This is a genomic window from Ensifer sp. CCNWLY38 (assembly GCF_037120565.1).
Taxonomy (GTDB): domain Bacteria; phylum Pseudomonadota; class Alphaproteobacteria; order Rhizobiales; family Rhizobiaceae; genus Ensifer; species Ensifer adhaerens_H.
In genome coordinates this window covers 67,605-92,338 of record NZ_JBBBBO010000009.1, presented here as the reverse complement: position 1 = coordinate 92,338, position 24,734 = coordinate 67,605, and the positions used below count along the sequence as shown (strand labels likewise).

The 24,734-nt window shown below is 61.9% G+C and carries 20 protein-coding genes; 2 read left to right on the top strand and 18 right to left on the bottom strand.

The genetic code is table 11. The features are described 5' to 3' along the window. Nucleotides 1-16: 16 nt before the first annotated feature. The 10 genes from V7S54_RS19895 to V7S54_RS19850 form a co-directional block, all read right to left on the bottom strand. Nucleotides 17-2,128 carry a glycoside hydrolase gene (locus tag V7S54_RS19895; RefSeq protein WP_336409287.1) on the bottom strand — a complete coding sequence of 704 codons (2,112 nt, stop codon included), beginning with the start codon at nucleotides 2,126-2,128 and terminating at the stop codon, nucleotides 17-19. A gap of 53 nt (nucleotides 2,129-2,181) precedes the next feature. Next, complete coding sequence (locus V7S54_RS19890; protein WP_065375615.1) at nucleotides 2,182-3,180, bottom strand: glycosyltransferase; 999 nt, start codon at nucleotides 3,178-3,180, stop codon at nucleotides 2,182-2,184. An 81-nt stretch (nucleotides 3,181-3,261) separates the two neighbouring features. After that, nucleotides 3,262-3,624 carry a VanZ family protein gene (locus V7S54_RS19885; RefSeq protein WP_336409286.1) on the bottom strand — a complete coding sequence of 121 codons (363 nt, stop codon included), beginning with the start codon at nucleotides 3,622-3,624 and terminating at the stop codon, nucleotides 3,262-3,264. Nucleotides 3,625-3,762: 138 nt separating this feature from the next. Then, a complete protein-coding gene (locus tag V7S54_RS19880; protein ID WP_234793128.1) occupies nucleotides 3,763-4,863 on the bottom strand; it encodes a glycosyltransferase family 4 protein in 1,101 nt (366 codons plus the stop codon). A 325-nt stretch (nucleotides 4,864-5,188) separates the two neighbouring features. Next, entirely contained in the window at nucleotides 5,189-6,433 is a 1,245-nt protein-coding gene (locus tag V7S54_RS19875) for a glycosyltransferase family 4 protein (RefSeq protein WP_336409285.1), read from the bottom strand. A gap of 9 nt (nucleotides 6,434-6,442) precedes the next feature. Continuing rightward, complete coding sequence (locus V7S54_RS19870) at nucleotides 6,443-7,204, bottom strand: polysaccharide deacetylase family protein (protein WP_336409284.1); 762 nt, start codon at nucleotides 7,202-7,204, stop codon at nucleotides 6,443-6,445. Beyond that, a complete protein-coding gene (locus V7S54_RS19865; protein WP_336409283.1) occupies nucleotides 7,197-8,525 on the bottom strand; it encodes an O-antigen ligase family protein in 1,329 nt (442 codons plus the stop codon). The genes V7S54_RS19870 and V7S54_RS19865 overlap by 8 nt, the downstream gene beginning before the upstream one ends. 13 nt (nucleotides 8,526-8,538) lie before the next feature. Further along, the gene (locus tag V7S54_RS19860) at nucleotides 8,539-10,074 is read right to left on the bottom strand and encodes a GumC family protein (RefSeq protein WP_442892571.1); all 1,536 of its coding nucleotides are present in this window, start codon (nucleotides 10,072-10,074) and stop codon (nucleotides 8,539-8,541) included. Nucleotides 10,075-10,283: 209 nt separating this feature from the next. Continuing rightward, a complete protein-coding gene (locus tag V7S54_RS19855; protein ID WP_336409281.1) occupies nucleotides 10,284-11,432 on the bottom strand; it encodes a GNAT family N-acetyltransferase in 1,149 nt (382 codons plus the stop codon). Continuing rightward, on the bottom strand, nucleotides 11,422-12,744 hold the full coding sequence (locus V7S54_RS19850; protein WP_336409280.1) for a lipopolysaccharide biosynthesis protein: 1,323 nt from the start codon (nucleotides 12,742-12,744) through the stop codon (nucleotides 11,422-11,424). Before V7S54_RS19850 ends, V7S54_RS19855 begins: the two co-directional genes overlap by 11 nt. A 271-nt stretch (nucleotides 12,745-13,015) precedes the next feature. Here V7S54_RS19850 and V7S54_RS19845 point away from each other — a divergent pair, with 271 nt between their 5' ends. Both V7S54_RS19845 and V7S54_RS19840 read left to right on the top strand, forming a co-directional pair. After that, on the top strand, nucleotides 13,016-13,669 hold the full coding sequence (locus V7S54_RS19845; protein WP_336409350.1) for a N5-glutamine methyltransferase family protein: 654 nt from the start codon (nucleotides 13,016-13,018) through the stop codon (nucleotides 13,667-13,669). Continuing rightward, entirely contained in the window at nucleotides 13,666-14,781 is a 1,116-nt protein-coding gene (locus tag V7S54_RS19840) for a hypothetical protein (protein ID WP_065375543.1), read from the top strand. The genes V7S54_RS19845 and V7S54_RS19840 overlap by 4 nt, the downstream gene beginning before the upstream one ends. A gap of 71 nt (nucleotides 14,782-14,852) precedes the next feature. Here V7S54_RS19840 and nadE read toward each other — a convergent pair whose 3' ends face one another. From nadE to V7S54_RS19800, 8 genes are all read right to left on the bottom strand, one after another. After that, on the bottom strand, nucleotides 14,853-15,860 hold the full coding sequence (nadE, locus tag V7S54_RS19835; RefSeq protein WP_336409279.1) for an NAD(+) synthase: 1,008 nt from the start codon (nucleotides 15,858-15,860) through the stop codon (nucleotides 14,853-14,855). Then, nucleotides 15,857-17,404: a class I adenylate-forming enzyme family protein gene (locus V7S54_RS19830; RefSeq protein ID WP_336409278.1), complete on the bottom strand. Its 1,548-nt coding sequence runs from the start codon at nucleotides 17,402-17,404 to the stop codon at nucleotides 15,857-15,859. Before V7S54_RS19830 ends, nadE begins: the two co-directional genes overlap by 4 nt. Before the next feature lie 21 nt (nucleotides 17,405-17,425). Next, nucleotides 17,426-17,692, bottom strand: a complete 267-nt coding sequence (locus V7S54_RS19825; protein ID WP_336409277.1) for an acyl carrier protein — start codon at nucleotides 17,690-17,692, stop codon at nucleotides 17,426-17,428. Nucleotides 17,693-17,714: 22 nt separating this feature from the next. Next, nucleotides 17,715-19,652, bottom strand: a complete 1,938-nt coding sequence (gene asnB, locus V7S54_RS19820) for an asparagine synthase (glutamine-hydrolyzing) (protein WP_336409276.1) — start codon at nucleotides 19,650-19,652, stop codon at nucleotides 17,715-17,717. A gap of 146 nt (nucleotides 19,653-19,798) precedes the next feature. Further along, nucleotides 19,799-20,077: a hypothetical protein gene (locus V7S54_RS19815; protein ID WP_141679472.1), complete on the bottom strand. Its 279-nt coding sequence runs from the start codon at nucleotides 20,075-20,077 to the stop codon at nucleotides 19,799-19,801. A gap of 405 nt (nucleotides 20,078-20,482) precedes the next feature. Next, a complete protein-coding gene (locus V7S54_RS19810; protein WP_065375537.1) occupies nucleotides 20,483-21,244 on the bottom strand; it encodes an FkbM family methyltransferase in 762 nt (253 codons plus the stop codon). Between the two features lie 106 nt (nucleotides 21,245-21,350). Further along, nucleotides 21,351-21,815: a cyclic nucleotide-binding domain-containing protein gene (locus V7S54_RS19805; protein WP_057251293.1), complete on the bottom strand. Its 465-nt coding sequence runs from the start codon at nucleotides 21,813-21,815 to the stop codon at nucleotides 21,351-21,353. Nucleotides 21,816-21,906: 91 nt separating this feature from the next. Then, the gene (locus V7S54_RS19800) at nucleotides 21,907-24,609 is read right to left on the bottom strand and encodes an ABC transporter transmembrane domain-containing protein (protein WP_336409275.1); all 2,703 of its coding nucleotides are present in this window, start codon (nucleotides 24,607-24,609) and stop codon (nucleotides 21,907-21,909) included. Nucleotides 24,610-24,734 lie beyond the last annotated feature (125 nt).

The following is a 24,734-nucleotide window of genomic DNA, read 5'->3' as shown; positions in this document are numbered from 1 at the left end:
TGGCGACAGACGATTTCTATTGCAGCTCGAGAAGGAAATAGGTCGTCGGACCGGAGGGAACGTCGTTTGAGAGACGGAAGGCGACGGCGCCCTTCCCCTTCACGACGGGCGCATGCACAGTCCCATCGAGACCAACAGGCGAAACGCTCCAGCTCGCAGCGCTTCGCTCCATCGAAAGGTCCACATAGCCTTCCCGGATCCGGACGGGCAACCGCCCGAAATCCTCGATCACCTTCTCTTCGGTGTCGCGAAATGTCATGCCGGTGTTCTGCGCATCGGTCGCAAAGATCAAGAGGAAACGGCGGCTCTTGCTCAGGGATGCTTCCGCATCGAGGGCCGAGACCGCGATCAGCCCATTGCCATCGGCCCCGTCGATGCGCAGGACGCCGAGATCGATAGGCTCGCGTAGCGACGAGAAGGCTGCGGCTTCGGTCGCGGTCGTTGCAACGCGCAATTGCCCGGCAAAACGGTTCAGCGCGATCTCGCCTGTGCTGCTCTGATAGATGCCGGCATCGATGTTCGTGCCATTGTCCGCCGGAAGCGCACCGCTTCGGCGCAGGCTTTCGAGCAGCGCTTCGCTGTTTTGCTGACGTGGTTGCAACACCGCAGGAGTTTCGCCGACCCGGTTCGCGTCCTCAAGTCCGATCCGACCGATGAGCGCGAGGTCCGTCAGATATTCCGGCTCCCGCGCCTGCATGTCGTCAGATAGATCCTCTTCACCACGCACGGCAAACGGGACGGTTACGTCCGACGTCGCAACGTCCCCGCGGCGGTAAAGCAGCGCTGCCAGCGTCTCGCCGGCACGGGCGACGGGATCGAGGGCGATCGCATAGGGAAGCATTGCCTTCTTGTGTGCGAAAGGCTCGCCATAGGTAAGAACGATCGGGCCGTGACCATGGCGGCAAAGCGCGTCCCAGCCTTGCAGCGCCGCATAGGCCGGCATCGCCAGCCCCGCCTCGTAGCGGTAGCGGTTCCAGAAGAGATGATCGTATTCGCTGACGACGAAGGGCCTGCCGAGCCAGCGCGCCGCCGCGATCATCCGGATATAGTTCACCCCGTCGGCAATCGAACTGACCTGGGTGGTTTTGCTGCCCGGCGCGTAGCCGCTGACCCAGTCGTGATAGGTATTCATGGTCACGGCTTCGAGGTCGCGCCGGCTGAGCGACGCCTGGACCGTCGGCCAATTGTTGTAGTTGCTGATCAGGCCGCGGTAGCCAAGCCCGCGCAGCACCTCGCTCATTCGTGCGGTTGTGGCCCGTTCCGTCTCGGCAAAGAAAGCCTGCAGATCCCGCAGACGCGCGCTGTCGCCGTAGCGGTCGGCGGGAAGCTCCACCGATCTCGCCTCGATCGTCTCATCGGAGCGCAGATCGGGCCAAGCCTTGGCCAAAGCTTCGGTGGAGCCATAGCGTTTCGCCAGCCAGTTATTGAACGGCTTGGCGAGCAACGGATCGTAAGGCGCCTTTCCCGGCCGATCGTGAACGACAGCATCGAACTCCATCCCGTTCTCGTTGGCGAGAATGACGACCGCCAGGGCATCGTCGCGGATGGGCGCGACGCCCGTATAGGGGTTCACGCGCGCAAAGATCGTTTCCTGCATGCGCTTCCAGTGATCAAACGCCCGGTCATCCACAAACAGCTCGAGCTTGTGGTTTCCTCCATCGTCCCAACGGTCGTCAAAGCCGCCATAGACGCCGCGCGGCGATGACAGGCCGTCAATCATCCAGTAGATGCCGTTGCGCTTCAGCGCCGCCAGCAGATAGTGAATGCGGTCGAGGGTCTCGGGGTCGTAGTCGAAATCCCGGTCACGGCCGAACATCAGGCTGGCATCAACGAAATGCAGTCGAGCGAGATTGTAGCCGCGCATCGCCAGCTGCCGGGCGTAGCGATCGGCCGTTTCGTGATCGGGAAACCCGCCGGAGGCCGGGCTCCAGGCGAGTGACGCGCAGAGCATCCTTTCAGGTTTTTCGGGCGAACTCGCGAACGCGAGGCGGCCATTGGTGCCTGCGACCAGGCGACGATCCGCACCGATCGTCACGTTCGGCAGAAAAGAGGAAAAGTCGAGAGGGCTGCCAGCCTTGAGTTCGAGCGAGACTTCGTGCACCGGAAGCCACTGATCGGATGCGCGCATGGGCGAACCGAATGCGAGAAGCATTGCCGCAGCAGCGAACAGTCGACGCCCTATCACGCCGGTGCTCCGAGCAGCTTGCTCTCGATCGGCGCATCCGGTTTCCGGCGCGACCGGAAGAACCCGACCGGCAGGGCCGCCGCATGGAAGAACCAGGCGACGACGGTGTAGAGCCCCATGCTGAAGCCGCCTTTGCGCAGGCTCATGAGCCCGACGACGCCGGCGAGGATCGCAAGGACCACGCCGAGTGCGAGCGCCTTGTTGGGCATGAAAAGCAGCAGGCCGAGCGAAACCGCCCACCAGAGATAGACCAGAGCCCAAAGCTTGAGTTCAGGCAATTCCTTGATGAGCTGCAGGAAATAGGGCCGGCCAAGCGATGCGCGCAGCAGCTCGCCGATGCCGAACAGGTATTTGCTCTTCCAGCGGCGGACGAGCAGTCGGTAGGAATTGTCCGTGTGGCCAAAATGCTGGACGAAGCGGCGGTCGAGACGATGCAGCTTCCAGCCGGCGCTGCGCAAACGGATACCGAGGTCGAACTCCTCGTAGCCATGGAGATTGCGATCGGAGAGATAACCGACCGCCTCGATCGCCGAGCGGCGATAGAGGCCGCCGCCGTTCATGCGGTCGATCGCGCCGATGCGGTTCTCCGGCGAATTGCGTGTGACCCGCCGGGCAAATTCGAGGTTGGAGGTCAGCATCTCCTGGACATGACCGGTAACGCCGCCGACCTTAGGATTGTTGGCCAGGAACGCCTCGGCAATCTCGAGGAAGTCGCGGTCCAGAAGCATGTCGCCATCGAGCAGGCAGATGTGCTCGTGGCGGGAATACTGGAAACCGAGCTGCGGACCGATCCCGCAACTTGGAAGCGCCGGCGGGCTGATCTGGGCAATGACGACCGGATAGCGGGAGGCAATCTCTATGGTTCTATCGGAGGAACCGCTATCGGCAACGATGACCTCACCACCGACCGTCTTGAGGGCGACAAGCGCGCTCTCGATATTCGCGGCGATGCGCTTTTCTTCGTTCAGCGTCTTGATGATGACGGATACTGCCACGCGTTCCCCCCATATCAACAGCGCGTCGACAACCGCGCCCAAGTCGCGGGCGATCTTACCCGCGATATTTTGCGTTTTGGTTTACCGCCCCATCAAACGCAGCAATGGCAACCGATAGCGGAAGAGGAACCAGCCGCCGAAGACGCCGCAGGCACCACCGAGAAGCTTGACGGCGACATCAGCCACCCGCGCATGGCGATCCGCCGAGATCATCTGCAAAAGTTCGAAGCCGATCGCGGTGGCAAGCACGAGAACCAAGACACGCACGAGGTGCCTCGGATAGGCGACCGCGAACAGCAGCCCCAGCAGGCCGAACGCGCCGAACCGCTCGAGATGGACGAGATGCCCGATGCGCGGACGCAATTCGAGGGGAGACATCGTCGAATAGGCGATCACGGCAAAAAGGAGCCATGCGAAAAGGCCGGCGGCGCGTTTGAGGTTCATTGTCAGCTAGTCTTCCAGGCGGCGTGCAACGCACGGCAATCGTCGAACGGACCACGACGGCGCCGCCTGCCCGTCCAAACGTGCAAGGCGCGCTGTCGTACTTGATTGGCGAAGACACGGGCAGACGCGAACGTCGGCCTATTTCGCCAGCAATGCGCTATACACCGCCGCAGTCTTTTGCGCCACGTTTGTCCAACTGTAGGTAGCTTCCGCGTGGGCCGCGCGCTCCCGCACATCGTCATCGCTGAGTGGCGCAGCAAGCTTTGCGGTGATGCCGGCAGCAAGCGCATCGATATCGCCCAGCGGAAAGTACTCATCAGGCGCAAGGTCCAGTTCCCGGTTGGGAATGATATCGCTTGCCAGCAAGGGCAGGCCGTAGGCCATCGCCTCCAGAAGGGCGATCGGCATGCCCTCATGGCTTGAAGGCAGCACGAACAGGGCGGCATTGGCGAAGAGTTCTGCCAGTCTATCGCCGGACTGGAAGCCGGTAAGCACAACCCCCGGCACCTCGGCGGCGAGGGTTCTCATCTCTCGGACATAGGGTGTCTCGAACTCCGCGCCACCGGCGATAACGAGCCGGACATCCGTCAGCCCGCATTTCGCAAAGGCCCTGATGAGATCGAGCTGCCGCTTCTCCGGAACCAATCGCGCGGCGAGCAGGATGTAGCGTCGCGGCGCCAAGCCAAATTCACGCAGGATACCGGCGCTGCCGGAGGGCAGCGTAATCGCGACACCATTTGGAACCAGCGTCATCGACACATGGTGGCGCGCGCGCATGGTCTGGACGATATCCTGCGATATCGCCACGCGCCCATTCGAGAACCGCATGCCAAAGAACTCACCGAGCTTCAGCGTGCGCCTGGCAAAGGCGCCCCACTTCTGCCGGTCGTAGTCGTAGCCATGATGGGTGACGACAACCTTCAGTCCGAAAACGCGTGCAAGCGGTGTCATCAATGCCGGGCCGATGGCGTGGATATGCAATACGTCCGGCCGTCGCCAGGCGGCAAGACATACGCCGAGAAAGGTGTGAACCAGCGCCTCCAGCGCCATGCGGCGCGGCGACCAGAGAGGGATGACCTCGACCCCGTTCCAGGTGTAGCAGTCGCTTTCCTGAAGATAGCGCCGACGTCCGACGACTTCGACATCCCAGCCGTAGCCCAGAAGTTTGCTGGCGAGCATTTCGACGTGTTTTTCGACGCCGCCCTGGACGTTCGGAATGCCGCGCAAGCCCAGCATCATCACGCGCTTGCCCTCGCCTCTGACGGCAACAGCTCCACTCTGGACGGCCAGAGCCCGCTGCCTTCCAGACAGAGCCGCGCCGCGCCGGGGCATCTGCGCGCGTCCCTCGGACAGCCCGGATTGTGCCATCTCCTGTGCAATCACCGGCTGCTGGCGGTGACTTCGCGAGACATCAGAGTTACTGCTCATGCGTCGCCTCGAAAGTTGTCCGTACCGGATTTCACGGCGAAATACTTATCAACCAAGTAAATATTTCATTGACCACTTATATAACTGACCAGAAACCGTACGGCGAGCCCACATTACTACAAATTGCGCGCGACGGTTAACGGCGCCGGCCCTCCCCCGCCCCGAGCGATGCATAGAGGTCAAGTGTTCTGTCGCGATAGGCGGCAGCCGAGAATTCATTGGCGACCCAACGCCGACCTGATGCCCCCATCGCCGCACGTTCCGAGGAAGAGAACGCCGCCATCCGCGTCAATGCGCGCGCGAGATCGTCGGCATCACCGGGTTTTGCCGTCATCCCGGTCTCACCTTCCCGGATCATTTCGGGGATACCGCCGATCGATGCGCCGATGACGGGCCGTCCCAAGGCATAGGCTTCAAGCACGCTGATCGGTGCGTTCTCGTACCATTCAGATGGCAGGACCAGGGCGCGCGCTTCCCCAATCAGACGGTGCAGGGCCTGGCCCGAAAGGTAACCGGCGAATGTGACATCGGCCCCCGTCTGCTCCACGAGCCGGCGAAGCATCGCTTCCTCGGGCCCGGTTCCGGCGATCACCAGGCGCTGGCGCGACGATGCCGCCGCTCTTATCAACGTCCCCAACCCCTTCTCCGGCGCCAGACGTCCGGCGAAGACGAAGTAGTCGCCCTCTGTCCATTGGGCGGAATAGTCCTCGACGTCGACGAAGTTCGGGATATGGACCATGCGTTCACGCGGCCATCCCCACTCGACCAACTTGTCGACATAGAACTTGCTCGGCACGACGATGCGGTCCACCTGGTTGCGGTAGAGACCGAGCGCGCGGTGGACCAGCGTTTCCGCAAGCACTACCGCGCTCAGCGTCACCTCTCCCTTGATGCAGCGGTGGCGCAACACGTTGTAGACGTGCCCGCCGCGACAGTCCTCGCAGACGGTGCCGTCACGAAGCATCTTGTAGGAGGGGCAGGCAAGCTTCAGGTCGTGCGCCGTCATGACGACGGGGATGCCGGCGTGCTTCAGCGTCGAGAAGATCGCCGGCGACAGATGATGGTAGACATTGTGCGCATGGGCGATCGAGGGCCGGACACTCCGGATCAGCCGGTCGATGTTGCGTTGCGCCTCGCGCGAATAGATCACGCTCGCCGCCTGCACGACCTTGCGCAGCAGATTGGTGCGCCGGCCGTATTCGATCTCGGAGACGAAATAGTCGGACCATGGCGAAGGCTCGTTGTCCTCATGCTCCATGGCGAAGGGCACCACGTCCCAGCCGATGTCGCCGAACATCTTCATATGGTCGAAGAAAACCGCTTCGGCGCCGCCGCGGCGATAGAAGTAGTTGTTGATGGCGAGCAGCCGCTGACCAGACATGGCGCTCTCCTACCAGCCGAGCCTGTCGAGCACCCGCTCGACGGGCAGGACCACGCATCCCTTTGCGACCGCGTATTCGACGAGGTGTTCGAAGGTCTCCGACGTGCAGCCATAGGGCGTCGGACGCGCGGCGATGTCGTGGGTAAAAAACACGAGCCAGCCGGGGCGGGCGACCACATCGTCGATCCATCCGCTCAGTGCGCGCGCATCCGCTTCCGGCTGACGGATCTCCACTGCCTTGAGCATCAACGGGTCGACGGCGGTGCGATTGATGCTTTCGCCAGCGGCGCGGCAGGTGCGGTAGCGCCGACCCAGCTCCCGGCGCGACAACGGCCAGGCGGCATTATAGGGAAAGGCGAAATTCGTCGCTGCCGGCCCGACACCGCTGCGCTTCAGATAATCGGCATTGCGGTCGAGATCCCGAGCAAGACCGGCAGCACCCAGGCGCCTGATCTTGCTATGAGAAAAGGTATGGCAGCCGATTTCGTGGCCTCGATCGGCGAGGTCGGCGCATCCCTCCGCTGAGATCAGAGTGCGATCAAGCTCGACGCGACCAGCCAATCCGCCGGCGATGTAGAATGTCCCCCGCGCACCGTGGCGTTCGAGGATCGTTGCCCCGTTATGAAGCGCAGTATCCGGCACGTCATCGAAGGTGAACGAAACGAGCGGCACATCGGTCACAACGTCGCGCGGCTTGGCCGCGAAGCGCCAGATCAACCGGTTGGCGACGCGATCGACAAGGCCGTCGACGGTCTGCAGGAGATCAGGCATAGACGGCTCCGGATTTTACCTGCTGCGGGGCTACCGAAAGAGCCGCGCGCGATTGTAGGTGCAGGCCGTAAAGGGAAAAGAGGAAGGTGAACCAGAGGAGGTTGCCGCCCTCGAAAAACAGGCTTTCGAGGCCGGCATTGAAGATCGTGTAGAGCCAGACGCGGATGTAAAGCCGGGTCAGATGCGAATGCTCCGCCGCCGGTGCCAGGCGCGCGACGTTGCGCAAAGGCAGGACCAAAAGCCAGATCACCGTCAGCAACAATCCGGGAAAACCCGTCGTCAGGGCGATGTCGAGATAGGAGTTGTGACCATTTGCGGCCGCCACAGCCCAGGTCTCGATCGAGCCACCGCTGTTGACCAGTTCCGGCGTCTGCCAGAAAGCCTTGAAACCATAGCCGGTGATCGGTTGTTCGGCGAGCGCCGTGAAGGCGAAGCGCCAGATATCGGCACGGTTGGTAAAGGTCGCATCGATGCCAAGCTCGGTGACGAAATCGCTGAGTGGCTTGAACACCGCGGAGCCGACGGCGAAGAGATTGAACAGTCCGACCCCGCCGATAACGATCGGGATGCGCAGGAAGCGGAACCGCTCGAAAACCCAGGCAAGCAGCACAATCGCCGGCAGCATGGCGGTCGAAGTCTTGCCACCCGTGTGGAGCAGGAAGTTGAACGATAGAACGACGATAACCAGCCCGGCCAGTCGTGACCAGACGTTCATGACGAAGAGGCCAAAGAAGGCGGCAATCACCATGGCCGCCGCGGCGCTGTTCTTGTGGGGGAAATGACCACGCCAAAGGCCGGCGTTCATCGGTTCGCGCAGTTCGGAGGCCTGGTGGATCGCCAGGGTCGGCTTGAAGAGAATCCCGTAATAGGCGACCGCCAGCATGAAGAGGGTGCCGATACCGAGCATCTTGGCGAAATGTCGCTCCGAAGCCGGCAGCAGCAGGTAAATGCTGGCGTTGATCGTCACCATTACGGCGAGCACGGTCCCCTTGATGCCGAACATCGGATAGGCCGAAATCGCCGAGACGAACAGGAACCAGATGTAGAGCACGGCCAGCAATGGCCGCGGCTGCAGGATGATGCGCCGCATCGGATGCGCCAGCCCATAGGCGAACAGGCCCGCGAAGAGTGCAAGCGATACGATCTGGTTCAAGCGATTGGAATTGCCGGCCGAAGGATCCAGCACCGCCGCCCCGGTCAGATCGATGAAGGGCGTGGTCGTTATCCAGAAAAACAGGAACGTCGCCATGAAGAGCACGGTTCCTATACGGACGCGGAGCAGGTCTGCCGGACTCTCCTCGCGATAGACGGCGCTCGTCATGCCGTCCCCTCTCTCAGGCCACTGCGGGCCGGCGTCCGCGCAGGAAACGCCAGAGCCCCAGCGTTAGGGCCAGGCCGACACCAAGTGCGAGGCCGAAGATCGCGCCTCCCGCGAGCAGGATCAATGTCCGCGGCGGCCAGCTCCGCGCATTCGGCGGCAGCGCGCGCGAGATCACGCGGACATTGGTCGTGTCGATCTGCTGGCGCTCGGTGATCTGCTGGGCGCGCGCCAGGTGGGTCTCGTAGATGGTGGCCTTGGCGCGGGCATCGCGTTCGAGGTCTCGAAGCTGAACCTGGGCTTCGTTGTCGGAAAACACGTTGGACTTCTCGTCGCTCGCCTTGGCCTGCAGAGCAGCAAACGCCTGCTGCTCGCGATCCATGTCCGCCTTGGCACGATCGAGAATGCGGCGCGCTTCGTCGGTCATCGCCCCTTCCAGCGTCGTGCGCTCGGAGCGGGCATTGACGAGACGAGGATGACGCTCGCCATAGGTGCGCTGCATCGAGGCGATCTGCTGCTGCAGCACGTTATATTGCTCGCGCAGGTTCGTCATGTTGACGGATTCGAACTCCGAGGCGCTCGCGGTTCGGCCCTGAGCGATGGCATCGTTCATCTGCCGGTAGCGCGTATCCGCCTGGATGAAGCGCTGTTGGGCGTCGAGAACCTGCGTATTCAGTTCGTTCGAAAGCTGATTGCTGACGAGCTGGCCGTCGTTGGTCGACTGCAGACCATTCTTGCGGCGGAAATCCTCGACCGCTCGCTCCGCCTCGGTAACATTGTGGCGCAACTCGTCGAGGCGTGCATTGAGGTTCTGGGCAACACGGCCAGCGCTCTCGGCGGCAGATTGAAACAGCTCCTGCTCAAAGGCCGCAACGATCGCGTTGGACAGCGTCACCGCCCTCGCCGCCTCCTCGCTCCAGACCTTCATGACCACGACGAAGGAGCGCTCCTCGCGCCGGGCTTCGACGCGCTCCGATAGCGCCCGCATCGCGGCAAGTTCATTTCCTGCCTGCTGCTCCGCCTTCGTCGAAAAGAGGCTCTTCAGCGAACCGAAGGCCGAGGGCTTCACGAACTCCGGATCCTCGGCAAGGCGCAACTGGTCGATCACGCGCGACAGCACGTTGCGCGACGTGAGAATGCGAAGCTTGCTTTCGACTTCCAGCAACTGCGCGTCGCGCTGCGGGTTGGAGGTGAAAACGTCGTCGCTGACGACATTCAGATTGGAGGGGTCGACAACGATGTCGGTGTAGACATTGTAGCGCGGCGTCGCCGTCATCGCATAGGCGAGCGCGGCGGCCACACAGAGCATCACTGCGACGACGATCCAGAGGAGCCCGTCCCGCAGCCAGCCGATGATATCATCGACGCCGACGTTGCCGAGTTCGTTCAATCCGGGGAAGTAACTTTCGCGACGGACCGGTGGAGTAGCCACAGTGGCCCTGGGCTGCAGCCGCGACGTTTCCAAGGGCTCGTCGGGTTGCAGGCGCGCATTTGCGGGCTTCTCGGCCACCTGCTCTGCTTCCGGCAAGTCAGACGACAGCAGATCGAGCAACGAGCCTCTCGCGGCCGGTGCACGCTGATCGTGCGCCGGCTGGCTGGGCCTCCGTTTTTCGGCCTCGTCCGGCCTGTACATAAGCATCCCTCACGCACGCCCATCAAGACGCGAAGATCGTGACCCCGCGAGCCGCCTTCCATCGCAGAATTAAGGTTGTAGGGTGAATATTCCGTTAAACGACAGGGATTGCCGCTTAACGCATGGCGTCAGAAGTCGGTCAGCAACCGGCTCCAGCTCTCGGACGCCAGTCCGCCGACATAGATATCGTTGCGCTGGGCGGCATCCTTGAGGTCCGCATGCCGGGTCACCATGCAGAAGTAGCCGCGATGATGGAATGAGAGCCATCTCTGGCGAGAGATCGCGTTCATCAGGAAAGGCTGCGCGCTGCCGGTGGCAAGCGCGTAGCCCTCCGCGTCAAGCGAATGGAACATTTGCGCGGTGACGTCGAACTCACGGCCCGCCTCGCAGACGATGTTGAGCACCGTCGCCGTCTCACCGGCCTTGCCGAAATAGAGATAGGCACCGATCACACGCCCGCGCTCATCCACGACCTCCCGGCTCAGGAGTTCACCCAGGGTGTTGTTCAAACCGGCGACGGCCGTCAGCCAGCCGAATTCACTGCGGGACCAGACGGGTCTGACCGCAAAGCGCTGGAGCATCGGCTCGGCGCACTCGACAAAGGCCGCGAGGTCGATGGTACGCGTTGTGCAACCGGCTGCGGCGTCCGGCTTCGTCCTGGGACGACGGCGGCGCAACATTCGATCGGCGACCGTGAGTGGGCCCATGACAACGCGGGATCGAACGAGCGGTGCCTGTCGGCCAATCGTCAGAGCCCAGGCTTTGAGCGGCCGAAAGGAACGGCGCCAATCGAGGCTCTGTATCGGAAGCACGATCCCCCCGCCTGCCACCCAGTGGTCCGCACTGACCGGCGACGAATTGTCCGAAAAGCACATATCCTGTTTTGCGGCGCGCATGGCGCGGGCAAGGCACGCTGCGCCGACTGCGCCGGCCTTACCTTCGGACATGAAGGCGCAAAGCAGTTTCGCCACCGTACGTCGGCCATTGACCGTGAACTCCATCGGGAGCGCCAGTATTGCGCTGCCGATACCGCCGGTCCCGTCGTCATAGACGATGCTACCGTTTTCCGAGCTATAGAGCGGGCTGCCGAAGAAGGTGGTCTGAAGATACTGTCGAAGCTCTTCGCTCGCCGCCTGTTCGCGTTTACGAAAGATCCGGGTGAACATGCTGCTGACGATGGGGATATCCCGAGGCTCCATGGCCCGTACCTTGCCCAGGCGCGGCGTTTCCCGGCCGAGCGGCCTTGCGGCCCGGATGTTTTCGGCCTCAAGCTTCATGGGCCATCCTCGTCGCCAGAGACGCGCCGCCAGCGGCCTGCTCCCGATCATGCCGCACGAAGCGCAGGAAAACGGTCCAGGACACGATGACCATCGCTATTTCGATGACGTAGAAGGAGACGAAGGTTCCGGTCGGCGGCGCATACCAGGTGGCCCAGGCCGTCAAAGCGGCGCCGAGCACGCTGCCGAGGCCCATGACCGAGGCGCGCGCCGGATGGTAGCCGGAGGCGCCGAGCGCCTCCATCGCCACCGTCCACATGGCAAGCGGCACCACGACCCAGCAGAGGATGCGGACGAAGGAAACGAGCGACACGTAATCCTTGCCGAAAAGATAAGGCAAGACTGGAGCGAGCACAAAGACCGCGATGGCGGCAGCGATACTGATCGAGGTGGCGGCAACTAGCACCTTGCGCACACGTTCGAACGCATGATGCAGCCCGGTTGCAGTCGCCTTCGCGGAGCCGGGATAGATCAACCGGTTCAACGCTTCGACCGACAGATAGCTGCTCTCCAGCATACGCCGCGCGACGCTGTAGCTCGACATGACCTCGGCAGTCGCCACCAGGCTCAAAACCAGCAGGTCGGCATTCTGCCTGACGGCACGCAGGATGAACGGGATGCTGAAATAGAGCCCCAGCGGCAGCTCTTCACGGACGATGCCGTAGGTCGGACGCCCCAGCCCCTTGACTGCGCGCCAGCACCCGACAGCCACGAGCACATGACAGATGAACTGCCACACCGCCCAGGAGGCGACCGTCGCAACTCCGAACGCGATACAGGCGAGCGCGGCGGCAATGGTGCGCGCCACGGCAAAGCCGACGACGACCTTGTTCGCCGAGGCAAAATTCGAATGCGCGAGGAAAATCTGCTCCGCCAGCACGATGATGCGAACGAAGATGATGTTGGTGATGAGCATGAGCGTGATCACCGCGACATTGGTCGCGGGATCCGGTGACAACGTGAAGAAGAATGGCAGGACGGCAGCGCCGAGCATAACCAGGATCACGCCGCTCACGGCGGTCAGAAGAATATTGTGCCCGAGCATGCGCGCGTACATAATGCGATCGCGCGCCACGCGGCGCACCAGGCACTCCATCGCCCCAAGACCGCACAGGTGCACGGCGATGTTGGCGACAGCGGTAATTGCGACGAAAACACTGAACTCATGCACGCCGAGCCAGCGCGCCAGGATAGCAAACGTCAGAAGCTGGGCGGCGGACCCGATGACGAGGCTGCCGCCGGATGCAGCATAGGACATGATCATCGAGAGGAACGGTCTGTGCGCGCGTTCCTTCACACCTTCCGAAGCCATTCCGATCTGCCTTTGACACCAACCCGCACCGTTCATTGCGCAAAGTGCACTCAATGACAGCGAGCAATCGCCTTTGATCGCTGCGCAAGGTAGCAGGTAGAGATGATTGCGCGGTTAACACATGCGCCGCAATTGCATTTGAGCTTCATTTACCCGATTACAATAGTCTGCAGCACTGCGCGTCTACAGATTTATCCAGGAACAATTCGACCGAGGACATGAGGGGGTGGCCGTGCCGCACAACGACAATCATATCCGTCTGCATCGTTTCATGGGCGTGGAGCTTGAACTGGCGCCCGACGTTCTCATCCCGCGCGAGGAAACGGAGCTCCTGGGAAGAAAAGCCGTGTCGATCCTCGCGGATGGCCCTTCGGCACCAACCGTCATCGACATGTGCTGCGGCTCTGGAAATCTCGCACTCGGTATCGCCAACGATGTCCCGTCTGCCCGCGTCTGGGGCGCCGACCTTACGGACAGCACCGTTGCGCTGGCGCGCCGCAACGTCGACCGGCTCGGGACCGGCGGGCGTGTCTCCATTCGGCAAGGTGATCTCTTCGCCGCCTTCGAAGGTGACAATCTCGAAGGCGCGGTCGATTTGATCGTCTGCAATCCGCCTTACATCTCGACCGGACGGCTGGAGGGAGACCGGGCGCACCTGCTTGAAAGCGAGCCGCGCGAAGCCTTTGATGGCGGCCCCTACGGGATTTCCATTCACCAGCGGCTGATCCGCGACGCCCTCGTCTTTCTGAAGCCGGGTGGCTGGCTGCTGTTCGAGTTTGGCGAGGGCCAGGATCGACAGGCGGCCGCCCTTCTGTCGCGCATCAAGACCTATGAGCCGGTGACGTTCGCGACCGACCGCGACGGCAAGCCGCGCGTCGCTATCGTCAGGAGAATCGACGACCGGGACGGAAGCTTACCCAAATGAGCGAAATCCGTTCGCTCGAACGCGCGGATATCCCGGCAATCGCAGGCATGTTCCAGCGGGTGTTCCGCAATAACCAGAGCACACCGCGGCCGGCACTTGCCGATTACATGCAGCAGCTTTACCTCGATGCGCCCGGCTGCGATCCGGAGATACGCCCCCTCGTGCACGTGAACGACAAGGGCGTCATTTCCGGATTTGTCGGCGTCAACGTCCTGCCAATGGTGTTGAATGGACGCCGGCTGCGCGCGGCCATCTGCGGCTCGCTGATGGTCGAGGATCGCGAGAACGATCCCCTGGCCGGAGCGCGCATCCTCAAGGCCTTTCTGGCCGGACCACAGGATCTTTCCTTCAGCGAAACCGCAAGCGACGTCTCGGTGCAGATGTGGACACGGCTTCGTGGCGTCGTCCTGCCGCAATACAGTCTCGATTGGGTGCGCGTCATCCAACCCGCTTCCTTCAGCCTGAGTGTCGCGTCCAACCGCATCAAGCCGGCGCGGCTTGCCGCACCTTTCGCGCGCGCCGTTGACAGCGCCTACCGCAAGCGGATGGCGCCGGGCGAACAACGCTGGTCCGCCGTGTCTGCCGCCGGCATCGGCCAGGCCGGTTTCACGACACAGGAAACCGATCGCAACGGCTTTGCCGCCGTGGTCGATCGTTTCATCGCGCAGTTTCCGCTGCGCCCCGAATGGGCCGAAGGGCAGCTCGACTACATTCTCGGCGATGCGGAGCAAAAGCCCGAACAGGGAGAGCTCGTCTACGCTCTGGTAGCGGCGCGCACCGGCACGCTCGTTGGCGCTTTCGCCTATTACGCCAGGGCGAGCGAGATCGGGCGGGTCCTCCAGGTTTTGGCGCTGCCGGGCCAGGCCGGCCCGGTCATCGACTGTCTTGTCGATCATGCCTCCAAGCGCGGACTTCCGGGCCTAAGGGGGCGGACGCAGCCGGTACTTATGGAAGCCATGCTCGGACGTCGGATTGCCTTCGTCCATGTCGCCTCGACGGTGCTTCACTCCCGTGACCCGGCAATCGTCCAGGCCTGCCGGGACGGACAAGGCTTCTTCAACGGTATTGCCGGAGAGCATTGGTGCCGGCTGATCGCCGGACAGTTCGACTGACCAGGGCTTCGGTTATTGCGGCGTTTCCTTGAAGCCACCGCAACTACCTCGCCGAGCAACGCAGCTCGATATCAGCCCTTGATCTCCTCCACCGGCTGCACGAGCTGGGGACCCAGATGCAGGTAGCGCGTCGCCTTGCGCTTAGCGGCGATATCCGCCCAGACGCGCTCTACCTGCGTGACCGTCAAGCCTGCCGCTTGAGCGACGGCGTCGATATCGATGCCGTTGTTGAGCCCGTAGAGGCAGAGATCCATGCGGTCGTATGGCAGCGAGAAGTAGAACTCCTCCTGCGTCTGCTCCAGCGAATAGGTGTCGGTCGTCGGCGGCCTGCGCCGGATCTCCTCGGGAATGCCGAGATAGGCGGCAAGCGCGTAGACCTGCGACTTGTAGAGATGCGCGATCGGCTTGACGTCAGCCGCCCCGTCGCCGTTCTTGACGAAGAAACCCTGGTCGTATTCCAGCCGGTTCGGCGTGCCGAGCACCGCGAAATTCAGCCGGTCGGCGTGGTAATACTCCACTTGCTTGCGGGTGCGCTGCTTCATGTTGGTGGCGGCGACGATGCCGAGATAGACCGAAGGCGGCATGCGATGCTTCGACCGCGTGCCTTCGGGGCTTTGAACCACGAGCGAGGAAATATTGTAGCCTTCGCCCTCGAGCGCATTGGCAATCACGATCTTCGAGGCCCATCCGTCACCATAGTCCGGAACCAGTTCGCGAATGAATGCATCGCGACGCTCGTAGCAGCCCATCGCCTTCAGCGTCGGACCGATATCCTCGATGATTGCCGCGACGCCGAAGGTCTCGGCGACGAGGCGGCCAAAGCGCAGGCTTTCCGGATCGGAATCGTTTTCCGGCATGAACAGGCAAAAGACATTCTTGGCGCCGACGGCGCGCACGGCCAGCGCGACCGAAACGCTCGAGTCGATACCACCGGAGAGCCCGAGCACCAGACCGCGCTTCTTCATCGCCCGCAACTGCTCACGCAGCCCGGCGACGATCCGGTCAGTCTCGGCCGCATGATCGATCGTCAGCGTCTCGGCCGAAAACGGGCGCGCGCCCTCAGTCATCAGAATGTTCATTGGGCGGGCTCCATCGTCTCGGCCGCAAGGCGGCGGCTGACCTTACCAGTATCTGTTTTCGGGAGTTCGGTGCGGAATTCGACAATCTTCGGCACCATGAAATCTTCGAGATGGCGGGTGCAGTGGCGAATAATGTCCTTGTCCGTCAGGCTGGGATCGGACAGCACCACCAGCGCCGCAATTGCGTGGCCGAGCACCGGATCGGCGACGCCGACCACCACGGCCTCGGCGATGCCGGGATGCGCGTGCAGCACCGTCTCGACTTCCTTGGGAGCGACCTTCTCGCCGCGCGTCTTGATGATGTCGTCCTTGCGGCCGACGAAATAGAGGAAGCCCTCTTCGTCGGTCTGGAAGAGGTCGCCCGTATAGAGCACCTTTTCCCAAGGGTTCGGCCCCGGCCGCAGCATGCGCTCGGTCGCGGCATCGTTGCGCCAGTAGCCTTGCATGACATGGGGACCGCGAATGACAAGTTCGCCGGGAACGCCCGGCGGTACGCGTTTGCCCTCGTCATCGACGACGAACGCCTCGGTGTTCGGGATCGCGATGCCGACCGAACCCGGCCGGCGGTCGAGTTCTTCCGGCGGCAGATAGGTGCAGCGCTTGCATTCCGTCAGCCCGTACATCGAATAGAGCCGGGCGCCCGGAAAGAGCTCGCGGAGCCGCGCAATATGCGGCGGCGGCAAGGCAGCGGCGGTGTTGGAGAGATAACGCAGGCTTGGCAGGAAGCCGGGTTCCAGATCGCGCATCTGCAGGATCATTGCCGCCATCGTCGGAACCAGCGGGAAGCCGGTGACGCCCTCCTCACGGATCCGCTCGAAGATCGCATGCGGAAACGCGAAGGATTTTTCGAGCACCAGCGTCGCGCCGATGCGGATCGCCATCAGCAGCTGATAGAGGCCGTAGTCGAAGGCAAGCGGCAATACATTGAGGATGATATCGTCAGGTTCGTTGCGCAAATAGGTGGTGATCGACTCCGATGCCGCATCGATGTTGCGATGGGTCATCATCACGCCCTTCGGCCGACCGGTCGAACCCGAGGTGTAGATCAGCATCGCAAGGTCGACATCGATGCCGCGATGCGGCACGGGCGTTGCCGCTTCCGCAAGGCAGCTCTCGAAGGAGACCGCGTCAACCGGCGTCTGGCCGTTGGGCGCAGCCGTCGAGGCAACGAAGATATCCGATTTGCCGCTCAGCGCCTGGGCCTCCGCCACGATCGGCATCAGCTTTGCCTGCGTCAGGATCGCCGCCGCCTCGCAGTCGGTCATGATATAGGCGAGCTTGTCCGCCTTGGTCGAGGCGTTGATCGGGCTGAAGGTCGCGCCGGCCTTCAGGATCGCGAAGATCGAAACAGCCGCCTCCCAGCAATTGTCCATGAAGACGAGCACGCGATCGTTGCGTTTGACGCCGGCCCGCGCCAGCGCGGCAGCCAGCCTGCCCGATAGATCGTCGAATTCGCCGTAGCTCAGGCGACGGCGGTCGGTGACCAGCGCCGTTTTCGCCGCTTGCCTGCCGGCATTGCTGATAAGGAATTGCTCGAACCGCATGGACGACCCCTCGCGTCTTGATTATGCCGTGGCCGGCGCCCCGACCCGGGCCCCGATGAAGGCCGAAATGCGCGCAAGAGAATCGAGATTCGCGGGCACGATGTCGGCGTCGCCCATGACGATGCCGAACTGGTCCTCGATGAAGGCCACCAGTTCGAGAACGCCGGTTGAATCGATGATGTCATTCTCGATCAGCGAGGCTGTATCGGCGAGATCGTAAGATGTATCGCCGAACAGGAAGTTTTCGATGACGAAGGCTCTAACCTTGTCTTTGATCGTTTCCGTCATGTGGTTTCCTTTCCTCAATATTTCAGGCTGCTTCCGCCGCGCGGACGCTGGTGCCGGTGAAGGTTTGCAGCCAGAGCTGTGTCGACAGGACTCCGACGAAAGCCGCATTGTCGCGGAAGCCGGTGACTGGCTGCGACTGGCATTTTTCGTAGAGCTTCGTCACGGCCTTGGCATTGAAAAGCCCGCTGTCGCTGACACGCGCCTCGCTCATCGCATCGCGGACGTAATCGAGTTCCCCCACGCCGGTGAAGGAATGGCTGTCCGGCGCGCGATAGGGCTGCTTGGTTCGCTGGCCGATGGACGGCGGCAACAGATCCTTGGTCGCTTCGCGCAGGATATGCTTCTCCACCAGCCCCTTCAGCTTCATTTCGGGCGGCAGACGGGTCGCGAATTCGACGAGGCGATGATCGAGGAACGGGAAGCGTCCTTCGATCCCGTGGGCCATGGCCATGCGATCGCCCTGGCTCGACAGGATATACCCCGGCAGCAGGAAGCGGCTTTCGAGATACTGCGCCTGGTGCAAGGGGTGCCAACGACCGAAGGCTGCCGGAAGCCGGCTCGCCAGATCCTCCGCCGCATCGTAGTTGCTCAGCCGCGTACGCAGATCGCCTGAGAAGAAGATCTTGGTCGCCGCCGTGCTCTTGAAGCGTGGCCGGTGCGAAAAGAGGGGATCGTCGAGCGGCACGTCGCCGGCGCCGAAGAACGCGGCGAGATACTCCGCCGATTGCTGCTGCAGGCCCGGGATGTAGGGATAGAGCTTGCGGAAGAGGTGAGGGCGTATGCGCGACCCGGGCTGGCGGCCGCAGAACCGACGGACCCGCGACTCCTTGAAGATATCGTAGCCGGCAAAGACCTCGTCGGCCCCTTCACCCGTCAGAACCACCTTCAGCCCCTGCTCCCGGACGAGACCCGAAAGCTGATAGAGAGGTGCCGGCGCCGTTCGGATAATCGGTCGCTCCGCAAAGCGGATCACCTCCGGGAAAGACCTCGCGATGTCGCCCGCCCGGCAGGCAACGGCGCTGTGATGCGTGCCGAGCGCTGTCGCCATTTCCATCTGGAAGGCGCTCTCGTCGTGCTCCACACTGTCGAAGGTGACGGAGAAGGTCCTTAGCCCCTGCGGCGCCATGTCGGTCGCCATCGCCGCGACAATGGAGGAGTCGAGCCCGCCCGAAAGGTAGGAGCCGACGGGAACATCAGCGCGCATTCGGATCCGGGTGGCATCCGTGAGCAGCGCACGCAACTCTTCGGCAGCGGCGCGCTCATCCGTGAAAAGCGGCGATGCCCCGCGGTCGGGATAGTCGAGTTGCCAGTAGGGGCGGATCGCGACCTTGCCCTTTTCTGCAATCATGAGATGCGCCGGCTCAAGCTCATGAATGTCGCGAAAGCCGGTGCGCGGCGCGATCGGCGCCCAGAGCGTGAAGATCTGGTCGAGCGCGATCGGATCGAGTTCGGCAGAAACGCCTGGCACCTGAAGCAGGGCCTTGATTTCGGAAGCGAAATAGAGCGTGCCACCATGGTTCATGTAGAACAGCGGGCGTACACCCATCCGGTCGCGTGCCAGCATCATCCGCTGGCGTCGACGATCCCAGATGGCGAAGGAAAAATCGCCATTGAGACGGGACAGGCATTCCTCCCCCATGACATCGTAAAGATGCAGAATTACTTCGGTGTCGCTCGAGGTGCGGAAGCGCCGGCCCTTGGCGCGCAGCTCGTCGCGCAATTCGACGTAATTGAAGATCTCGCCGTTGAAGGCGATCGTCAATTCACCGCTCTCGTCCGACATCGGCTGCTGGCCGTCGCCGAGACCGACGATCGACAGGCGCGCATGACCAAGTCCGGCCTCCTTGTCGACGAAGACGCCGTTCTCGTCCGGGCCGCGATGGGCAATCGCGGAGACCATTCTCTCGAGGAGGTGCTTTGCGTCTGGAATTGAGCCGAAATAGCCACCGAAACCGCACATGTTCAAACACTTTCACACCGGTCGATCACCGCCGAAGCATAATCCGCATGAGGTACTCATGGGTTAAATCTCCGGCATTTTCTGGTTGTATGGTAAATGCCACGGTTCGGGCGCAAAACCCGACATAGAGGCAGGGAAGTCTAACCTTAGCGCTCCGAAATTCTTGTTTTCGATATCATTTTAAACATCAGATAGAGAAACAGGACCGGCCAAAGAATGCAGATGACCAGTCCGGCAAAACGATACATGTTCCAAGGCGCACGCGCCTGCAAACCTTCAAGATAAGTCATCGCCAGGAGAAACAAGGCGGTCAGGCAATAGGCGGCAGTCGCAAAATACATCCATGACATGCGGTCGCCCTCACGACACAACATCAAACTTTCTGCATGAACCCTTAGATCGACCTCAATCTGAGGCAAAGACATGCAGCAAATCAAAGTACTACAACAACCTTTGCGCGTCTCATGTGACGCGCGGCGTTTTAGGCAATAGCGGCCAAGAAATTTATAGCACTGAAAATTACGTCTTTAAACGAAGAATTAACATTCTCTAAAGAATGGTTAACCATGCCGGCTCCGCAGCTGTTGTCGGCGGGAGCCTGTCTCGCTCAAGAATGATCCCGCAGGACGTGACTTGAACCCCTATCGCCGCGCGCCTCTGCGCGAAGAGACAGCCATCTGATACACGCGGGCGGATGGAAAACGCACTTGCCGTTGTCGCAACCGCCTAAAGCCTGTCGCGCAAAAGTGCACAGCGGTTTTGCGATAACGACACGCGACATATCAAAAACTTAAAGCGCAAGGAGCGAATCTGAAAGATCGCGACGCGCTTTAGCGGTCGTGCCGTCTCGAAACGAACAAAAGGTCGAAGCCCCGAAACTCCCGGCGGGCAATCGATTTGCGCAGCGCCGCCCAAATCGCCGAGGGATTGTCGAGGCGGAAGCCGCTCAGGCTGCGGATCAGGCGCATCGTGGCTGCAATCGTGCGAATTGCGCGCACCACCGAAGGACCGCTCAGCGAGGCAAAGAGGATTTGCGGGTGCACCGCAAGCAGGATGCCGGCGGTGCGTTGCGGATCGATAGCCCGGAACTGATCCAGAGCGCGATACTCATATCCCTCGATGTCTATCTTGAAGCAGAGCCGCTCGGTCCGGGCCATGGTCTGAAGCTCGGCGATCGTAACCGTCTGCGCTCGGATCGCCTCGCCGTTGTCGTCGGCAATCAGCGCGGAGGTTTCCGAACTGCCGAAACCGCCGCCGACGGAGTGCAGCACCAGCACCTCGTCCTCGGAAAGCGCGGCGTTGATCACGCGCACCTCACCGCTGTTTTCCGGCTGCATCTCCTTCAGGATACCGAAGCAGACGGGGTCGGGCTCGACGGTGATGACGTTGTCTGCGATCTGCGCCGCCCAATAGGGCGTCACCCCGATCCATCCGCCGATGTCGATGAAGGTCGTCTTGCGATCGACAAGGCGCTCGATGTTCTGAAACGTACAAGGTTCCCAATCGCCATTCTGCAGCCGCGCGAAGAAGCGCTTCTTTTCCGGCTTGTCGGGAAATTGAACGGTTTTACGGAAGTAGGTGATCGAACGCATGTCGCCTGTCTAGCCGATAAAACCGCCAAGCGGAATCGCTTTTGCGAAAGGCTCACATGCCCTGAGGGAATGTCTCCACATGGTACAGCTCAGGTTGCGAGGTGCGTCAGGCGTCGACCCGCTCGACCTGGTTACGGGCTTCGCTGAGCTCGGCCGTGGTCTGGGCCAGGCGGTCAGCCAGGACACGCATGATTTCCACCGCCATCTCGGGAAAATCGGCCAGCAGCTTGAGGAAATCCTCCTTGCGAATACGCAAGGCTTCGAGCGGTGTGGTGGTCCGCACGGTCGCCGTGCGAGGCGTATTACAGAGGATGGCGATTTCGCCGACAATCGAATTTTGCTCGAACTCGGCAATCTTGAAGGGCCCGCCGGCTGTGTTGATCAGTACCTCCGCCTTGCCGGAGAGAATGACATAGGCCGCATCGCCGATGTCACCCTGATAGAACAGCGCGTCGCCGGCACCGTACATCACCCTGTCGGACGTGAAGGCAAGAAGTTTCAACTTTGCCGGCGGCAATCCTGAAAACAGGGTTATCCGGCGCAGCATTTCAACTTCATCCTTGAGCAACATCACAATCCGTGTCTCCGATTTCCCGTCGGGAGCAGTCCGCCTCCCGCATCGCGGCGGGACCATATGCTCGTGCCCTGACATTAATATTACATCAAGATGCCATTTCCTTGTAGTCGCGTCCGTCATCCACTGCGGCATCGGCACCAGTGTCATGAATGAGGCGCCCATTCTCGAACTGCGCGACACGGTCGAAGAGGTCCATCAACGAGGGATTGGCAAGAACCCAGACGATCGCTGGATCGCGCCCGGCCCGGTCAAGCATCGAGAAGACGTTGCGCACGACCTGCTCCTGGACGCGTTGATCGAGCGCAAGCAGCGGCTGGTTGAAGATATAGAAATCGCAGGCGCGGATAAGCGCGCGCGCAAGATCGAGCTTCTGCCGCTGTGCTGCCGTCAGACGTTTGCCGCCCGCGCCGACATTGTAGTCGAAACCGAAGGCCAGCACTTCGTTATAGAGGCCGCCGGCTTCAAAGAGATCGCGGACAATCGCCCGGATCTTTTCCGACCCATCGGCATGCTTGTGGCCAATACGCCCGAAGAGCACGTTGTCGATGATGCTGCCTGAGGCAATGTAACGGTTCGGACGATAATGCTCGATCATTCCAGCGAGGTCGGCCGGCAAACCCTCATCGAACTCACGGCGCGTGGCAACAACCTTCGCCATGACCTCTTCCGTCAGCAAACCGAAGCGGTGCCGCGGCTCGATGTAATCGAAGCACAGCCGGATGATCTTGATCTGATCATCTTCGGAAACCTCGGCCTTGCCGCGACTGCGCACCTTCTGCAGGATGGCCTCGTAGACCGGTATTTCCTCGGCGGTCATGAAGGTCAGCTGCTGGAAGAACGGGTGATCCGGCGGCAAGTCGCGGAACAGTTCGACGACGTTCTCGGCGATCTCGATCCCCATCGCGTAGAATGTTTCACGCAGCCCGACCCGTTGCAGGATCGTCTTGAAGAACGGGTGGTTCTCAAGCGCGTTCGCCCACATCGCCTGATCGGTGATCGTGCCAAACAGCATGTTTTCGCCGATCGTGGCCTCGATGTTGTAGGTTCCCGGTTCGAAGAACACGACGAGATCGCTGAGCTTTTCCTTTTCAAGACGTTGCCTGAGCGCGCTGCGCATTTCGACGATGCCGGCTGCGAACGCCGCATGGCGGTTCGCGTCGATCGTCGAGCGGACGGCCAGCGCCATCACGTCATTGGTCAGCAGCACGGCGTCGAGAACCGGGCGGATCTGCACGAGCAGATCATCCGGACCGCTCGCCCCGGCTGAACCGTAGTCGACCCAGTCGCTGTTGACATCCAGATGCGGATTGCCGGCAAGGCGCGCCTCGGTCACTTCCCACTTCCGGTGCGAAGCGCCCTCCCCTTCGTAGTTTACTTCCGTCAGCGGAGCGTGCTTCAGGCCGTAGAGGATGTTGTCGCCGAGGCTGCCCTGGAACACGTAGACATCGGACGAAGCGTAGGCGATCCGACGTCCGGTAACCGATTCCGGGATCTCCAGAATATCCTGTCCGCCGATGACCACCTTGCCGCTCGCTGGCCAGACCAGCCGGCCGAAGGCCTCCGCCAGCACCTCGCCACCGCCCGTCAGCGCCACCTTCTCGCCCGGCTGCACCTGAAGCGATACGTGGTCGAGCACGGTCGAGCCGCCGTCGTCGACCACCGTCACGTTTACCGCCGCCAGCGGGCCACTCAACGATTCGATGGCCCCCGCCGCAACGGCCTGAACCTTCGGATCGAGCAACGGATCGATGCTGAATTGCTCGACGACCTGCGCGTACTTGACCTGAACGTCCTGGCGGGCCTGATCCCAATCGATCAGTTCCTTCAGCGGACCTGGCAGGTCCTTATAGGCTCCGATGACGGCGACGAGCTGACCGATATCGAGGCGACCTTGCAGGGCGAAATAGCCGCCGATCGCGTAGAACAGGAAAGGCGTGACCTGCGCCAGGAAATTGTTGATGAACTTGACGAGGAACTTCCACTGGTAGAGGTCGTAGCGGATCTTGAAGATCCGGCCGAGCCGCGCCGCGATGTCGGCGCGCTCATAGTTGGAGGTATCGTGCCCGCGGATGGCACCGATGCCGTCGACGATTTCGCTGACACGACCGGAGAGTTCGCGCGCCGTCAGCTGCCGTTCACGCCCAAGCACCAGCAGCCGCTTGCGCATGCGCGGGATGATGACCGCCTGTACGGCGACGATCAGCGACGCGATCAGACCGAGCCAGAAGCTCTGCAGCAGGATGAACACCAGCGCCGTCAGAGCCTGGCCGCCGAGCAGTGCCGGCGAGACGAAGGCGTCACCGGTAAAGCCGCCGAGCGGCTCGACCTCATCCTTGATCATCGTTGCGATTTCGGCCGGCTTCACTCTCTTGAAGTGGCTCGGCGGGAAGCGGAGGACACGATCGACGAGTTCGAAGCGGATGCGCCGCAACAGGCGCTCGCCGAGCCGGCCCTTGAAGGTGTTGATGTAGAACTTGAAGAGGCCGTTGACGACCACCAGCAGCAGGAACACCAGGCTGAGCGCGAGCAGCATGCCTTCTCGGCCGAGATGGAAACCGTCAAAGACATTGATCGTTCCGAAATACGGCAAGTTGAACGAAATCGCCAGGAAGGCCTGCGTCGCCTCCGGACTGTCAAAGCCGTCACCCTGGATCGGTCCGTTGACGATCTGCTTCGGCAGGTCGAAGGACAGGAAATAGGGGATCATCGACAGCGCGACGATCACCAGAATCCAAAGCTGATCCTTGCGCGTGTGTGTCCAGATGTAGCGGGAAAGGCGTGGTTCCATGTGTCTGGCAATAGGACCTTATTGAACACGATAGCTTCTCGCGTGACGGACCGCCGTATGCCCCACCACGCATCATTCCTCGGCGGAGCCTCCGGATGGGTGCCTGTCGGCGCTCGATCGCGAAG

Excerpts from the sequence above, each read along its gene's own strand:
- V7S54_RS19895 (WP_336409287.1), bottom strand. The coding sequence starts at position 2,128 with ATGCGCGCATCCGATCAGTGGCTTCCGGTGCACGAAGTCTCGCTCGAA.
- V7S54_RS19885 (WP_336409286.1), bottom strand. The coding sequence starts at position 3,624 with ATGAACCTCAAACGCGCCGCCGGCCTTTTCGCATGGCTCCTTTTTGCC.
- V7S54_RS19880 (WP_234793128.1), bottom strand. The coding sequence starts at position 4,863 with ATGATGCTGGGCTTGCGCGGCATTCCGAACGTCCAGGGCGGCGTCGAA.
- V7S54_RS19875 (WP_336409285.1), bottom strand. The coding sequence starts at position 6,433 with ATGTCTGGTCAGCGGCTGCTCGCCATCAACAACTACTTCTATCGCCGC.
- V7S54_RS19870 (WP_336409284.1), bottom strand. The coding sequence starts at position 7,204 with ATGCCTGATCTCCTGCAGACCGTCGACGGCCTTGTCGATCGCGTCGCC.
- V7S54_RS19865 (WP_336409283.1), bottom strand. The coding sequence starts at position 8,525 with ATGACGAGCGCCGTCTATCGCGAGGAGAGTCCGGCAGACCTGCTCCGC.
- V7S54_RS19855 (WP_336409281.1), bottom strand. The coding sequence starts at position 11,432 with ATGAAGCTTGAGGCCGAAAACATCCGGGCCGCAAGGCCGCTCGGCCGG.
- V7S54_RS19850 (WP_336409280.1), bottom strand. The coding sequence starts at position 12,744 with ATGGCTTCGGAAGGTGTGAAGGAACGCGCGCACAGACCGTTCCTCTCG.
- V7S54_RS19845 (WP_336409350.1), top strand. The coding sequence starts at position 13,016 with ATGGGCGTGGAGCTTGAACTGGCGCCCGACGTTCTCATCCCGCGCGAG.
- V7S54_RS19840 (WP_065375543.1), top strand. The coding sequence starts at position 13,666 with ATGAGCGAAATCCGTTCGCTCGAACGCGCGGATATCCCGGCAATCGCA.
- nadE (WP_336409279.1), bottom strand. The coding sequence starts at position 15,860 with ATGAACATTCTGATGACTGAGGGCGCGCGCCCGTTTTCGGCCGAGACG.
- V7S54_RS19830 (WP_336409278.1), bottom strand. The coding sequence starts at position 17,404 with ATGCGGTTCGAGCAATTCCTTATCAGCAATGCCGGCAGGCAAGCGGCG.
- V7S54_RS19825 (WP_336409277.1), bottom strand. The coding sequence starts at position 17,692 with ATGACGGAAACGATCAAAGACAAGGTTAGAGCCTTCGTCATCGAAAAC.
- asnB (WP_336409276.1), bottom strand. The coding sequence starts at position 19,652 with ATGTGCGGTTTCGGTGGCTATTTCGGCTCAATTCCAGACGCAAAGCAC.
- V7S54_RS19815 (WP_141679472.1), bottom strand. The coding sequence starts at position 20,077 with ATGTCTTTGCCTCAGATTGAGGTCGATCTAAGGGTTCATGCAGAAAGT.
- V7S54_RS19810 (WP_065375537.1), bottom strand. The coding sequence starts at position 21,244 with ATGCGTTCGATCACCTACTTCCGTAAAACCGTTCAATTTCCCGACAAG.
- V7S54_RS19805 (WP_057251293.1), bottom strand. The coding sequence starts at position 21,815 with ATGTTGCTCAAGGATGAAGTTGAAATGCTGCGCCGGATAACCCTGTTT.
- V7S54_RS19800 (WP_336409275.1), bottom strand. The coding sequence starts at position 24,609 with ATGGAACCACGCCTTTCCCGCTACATCTGGACACACACGCGCAAGGAT.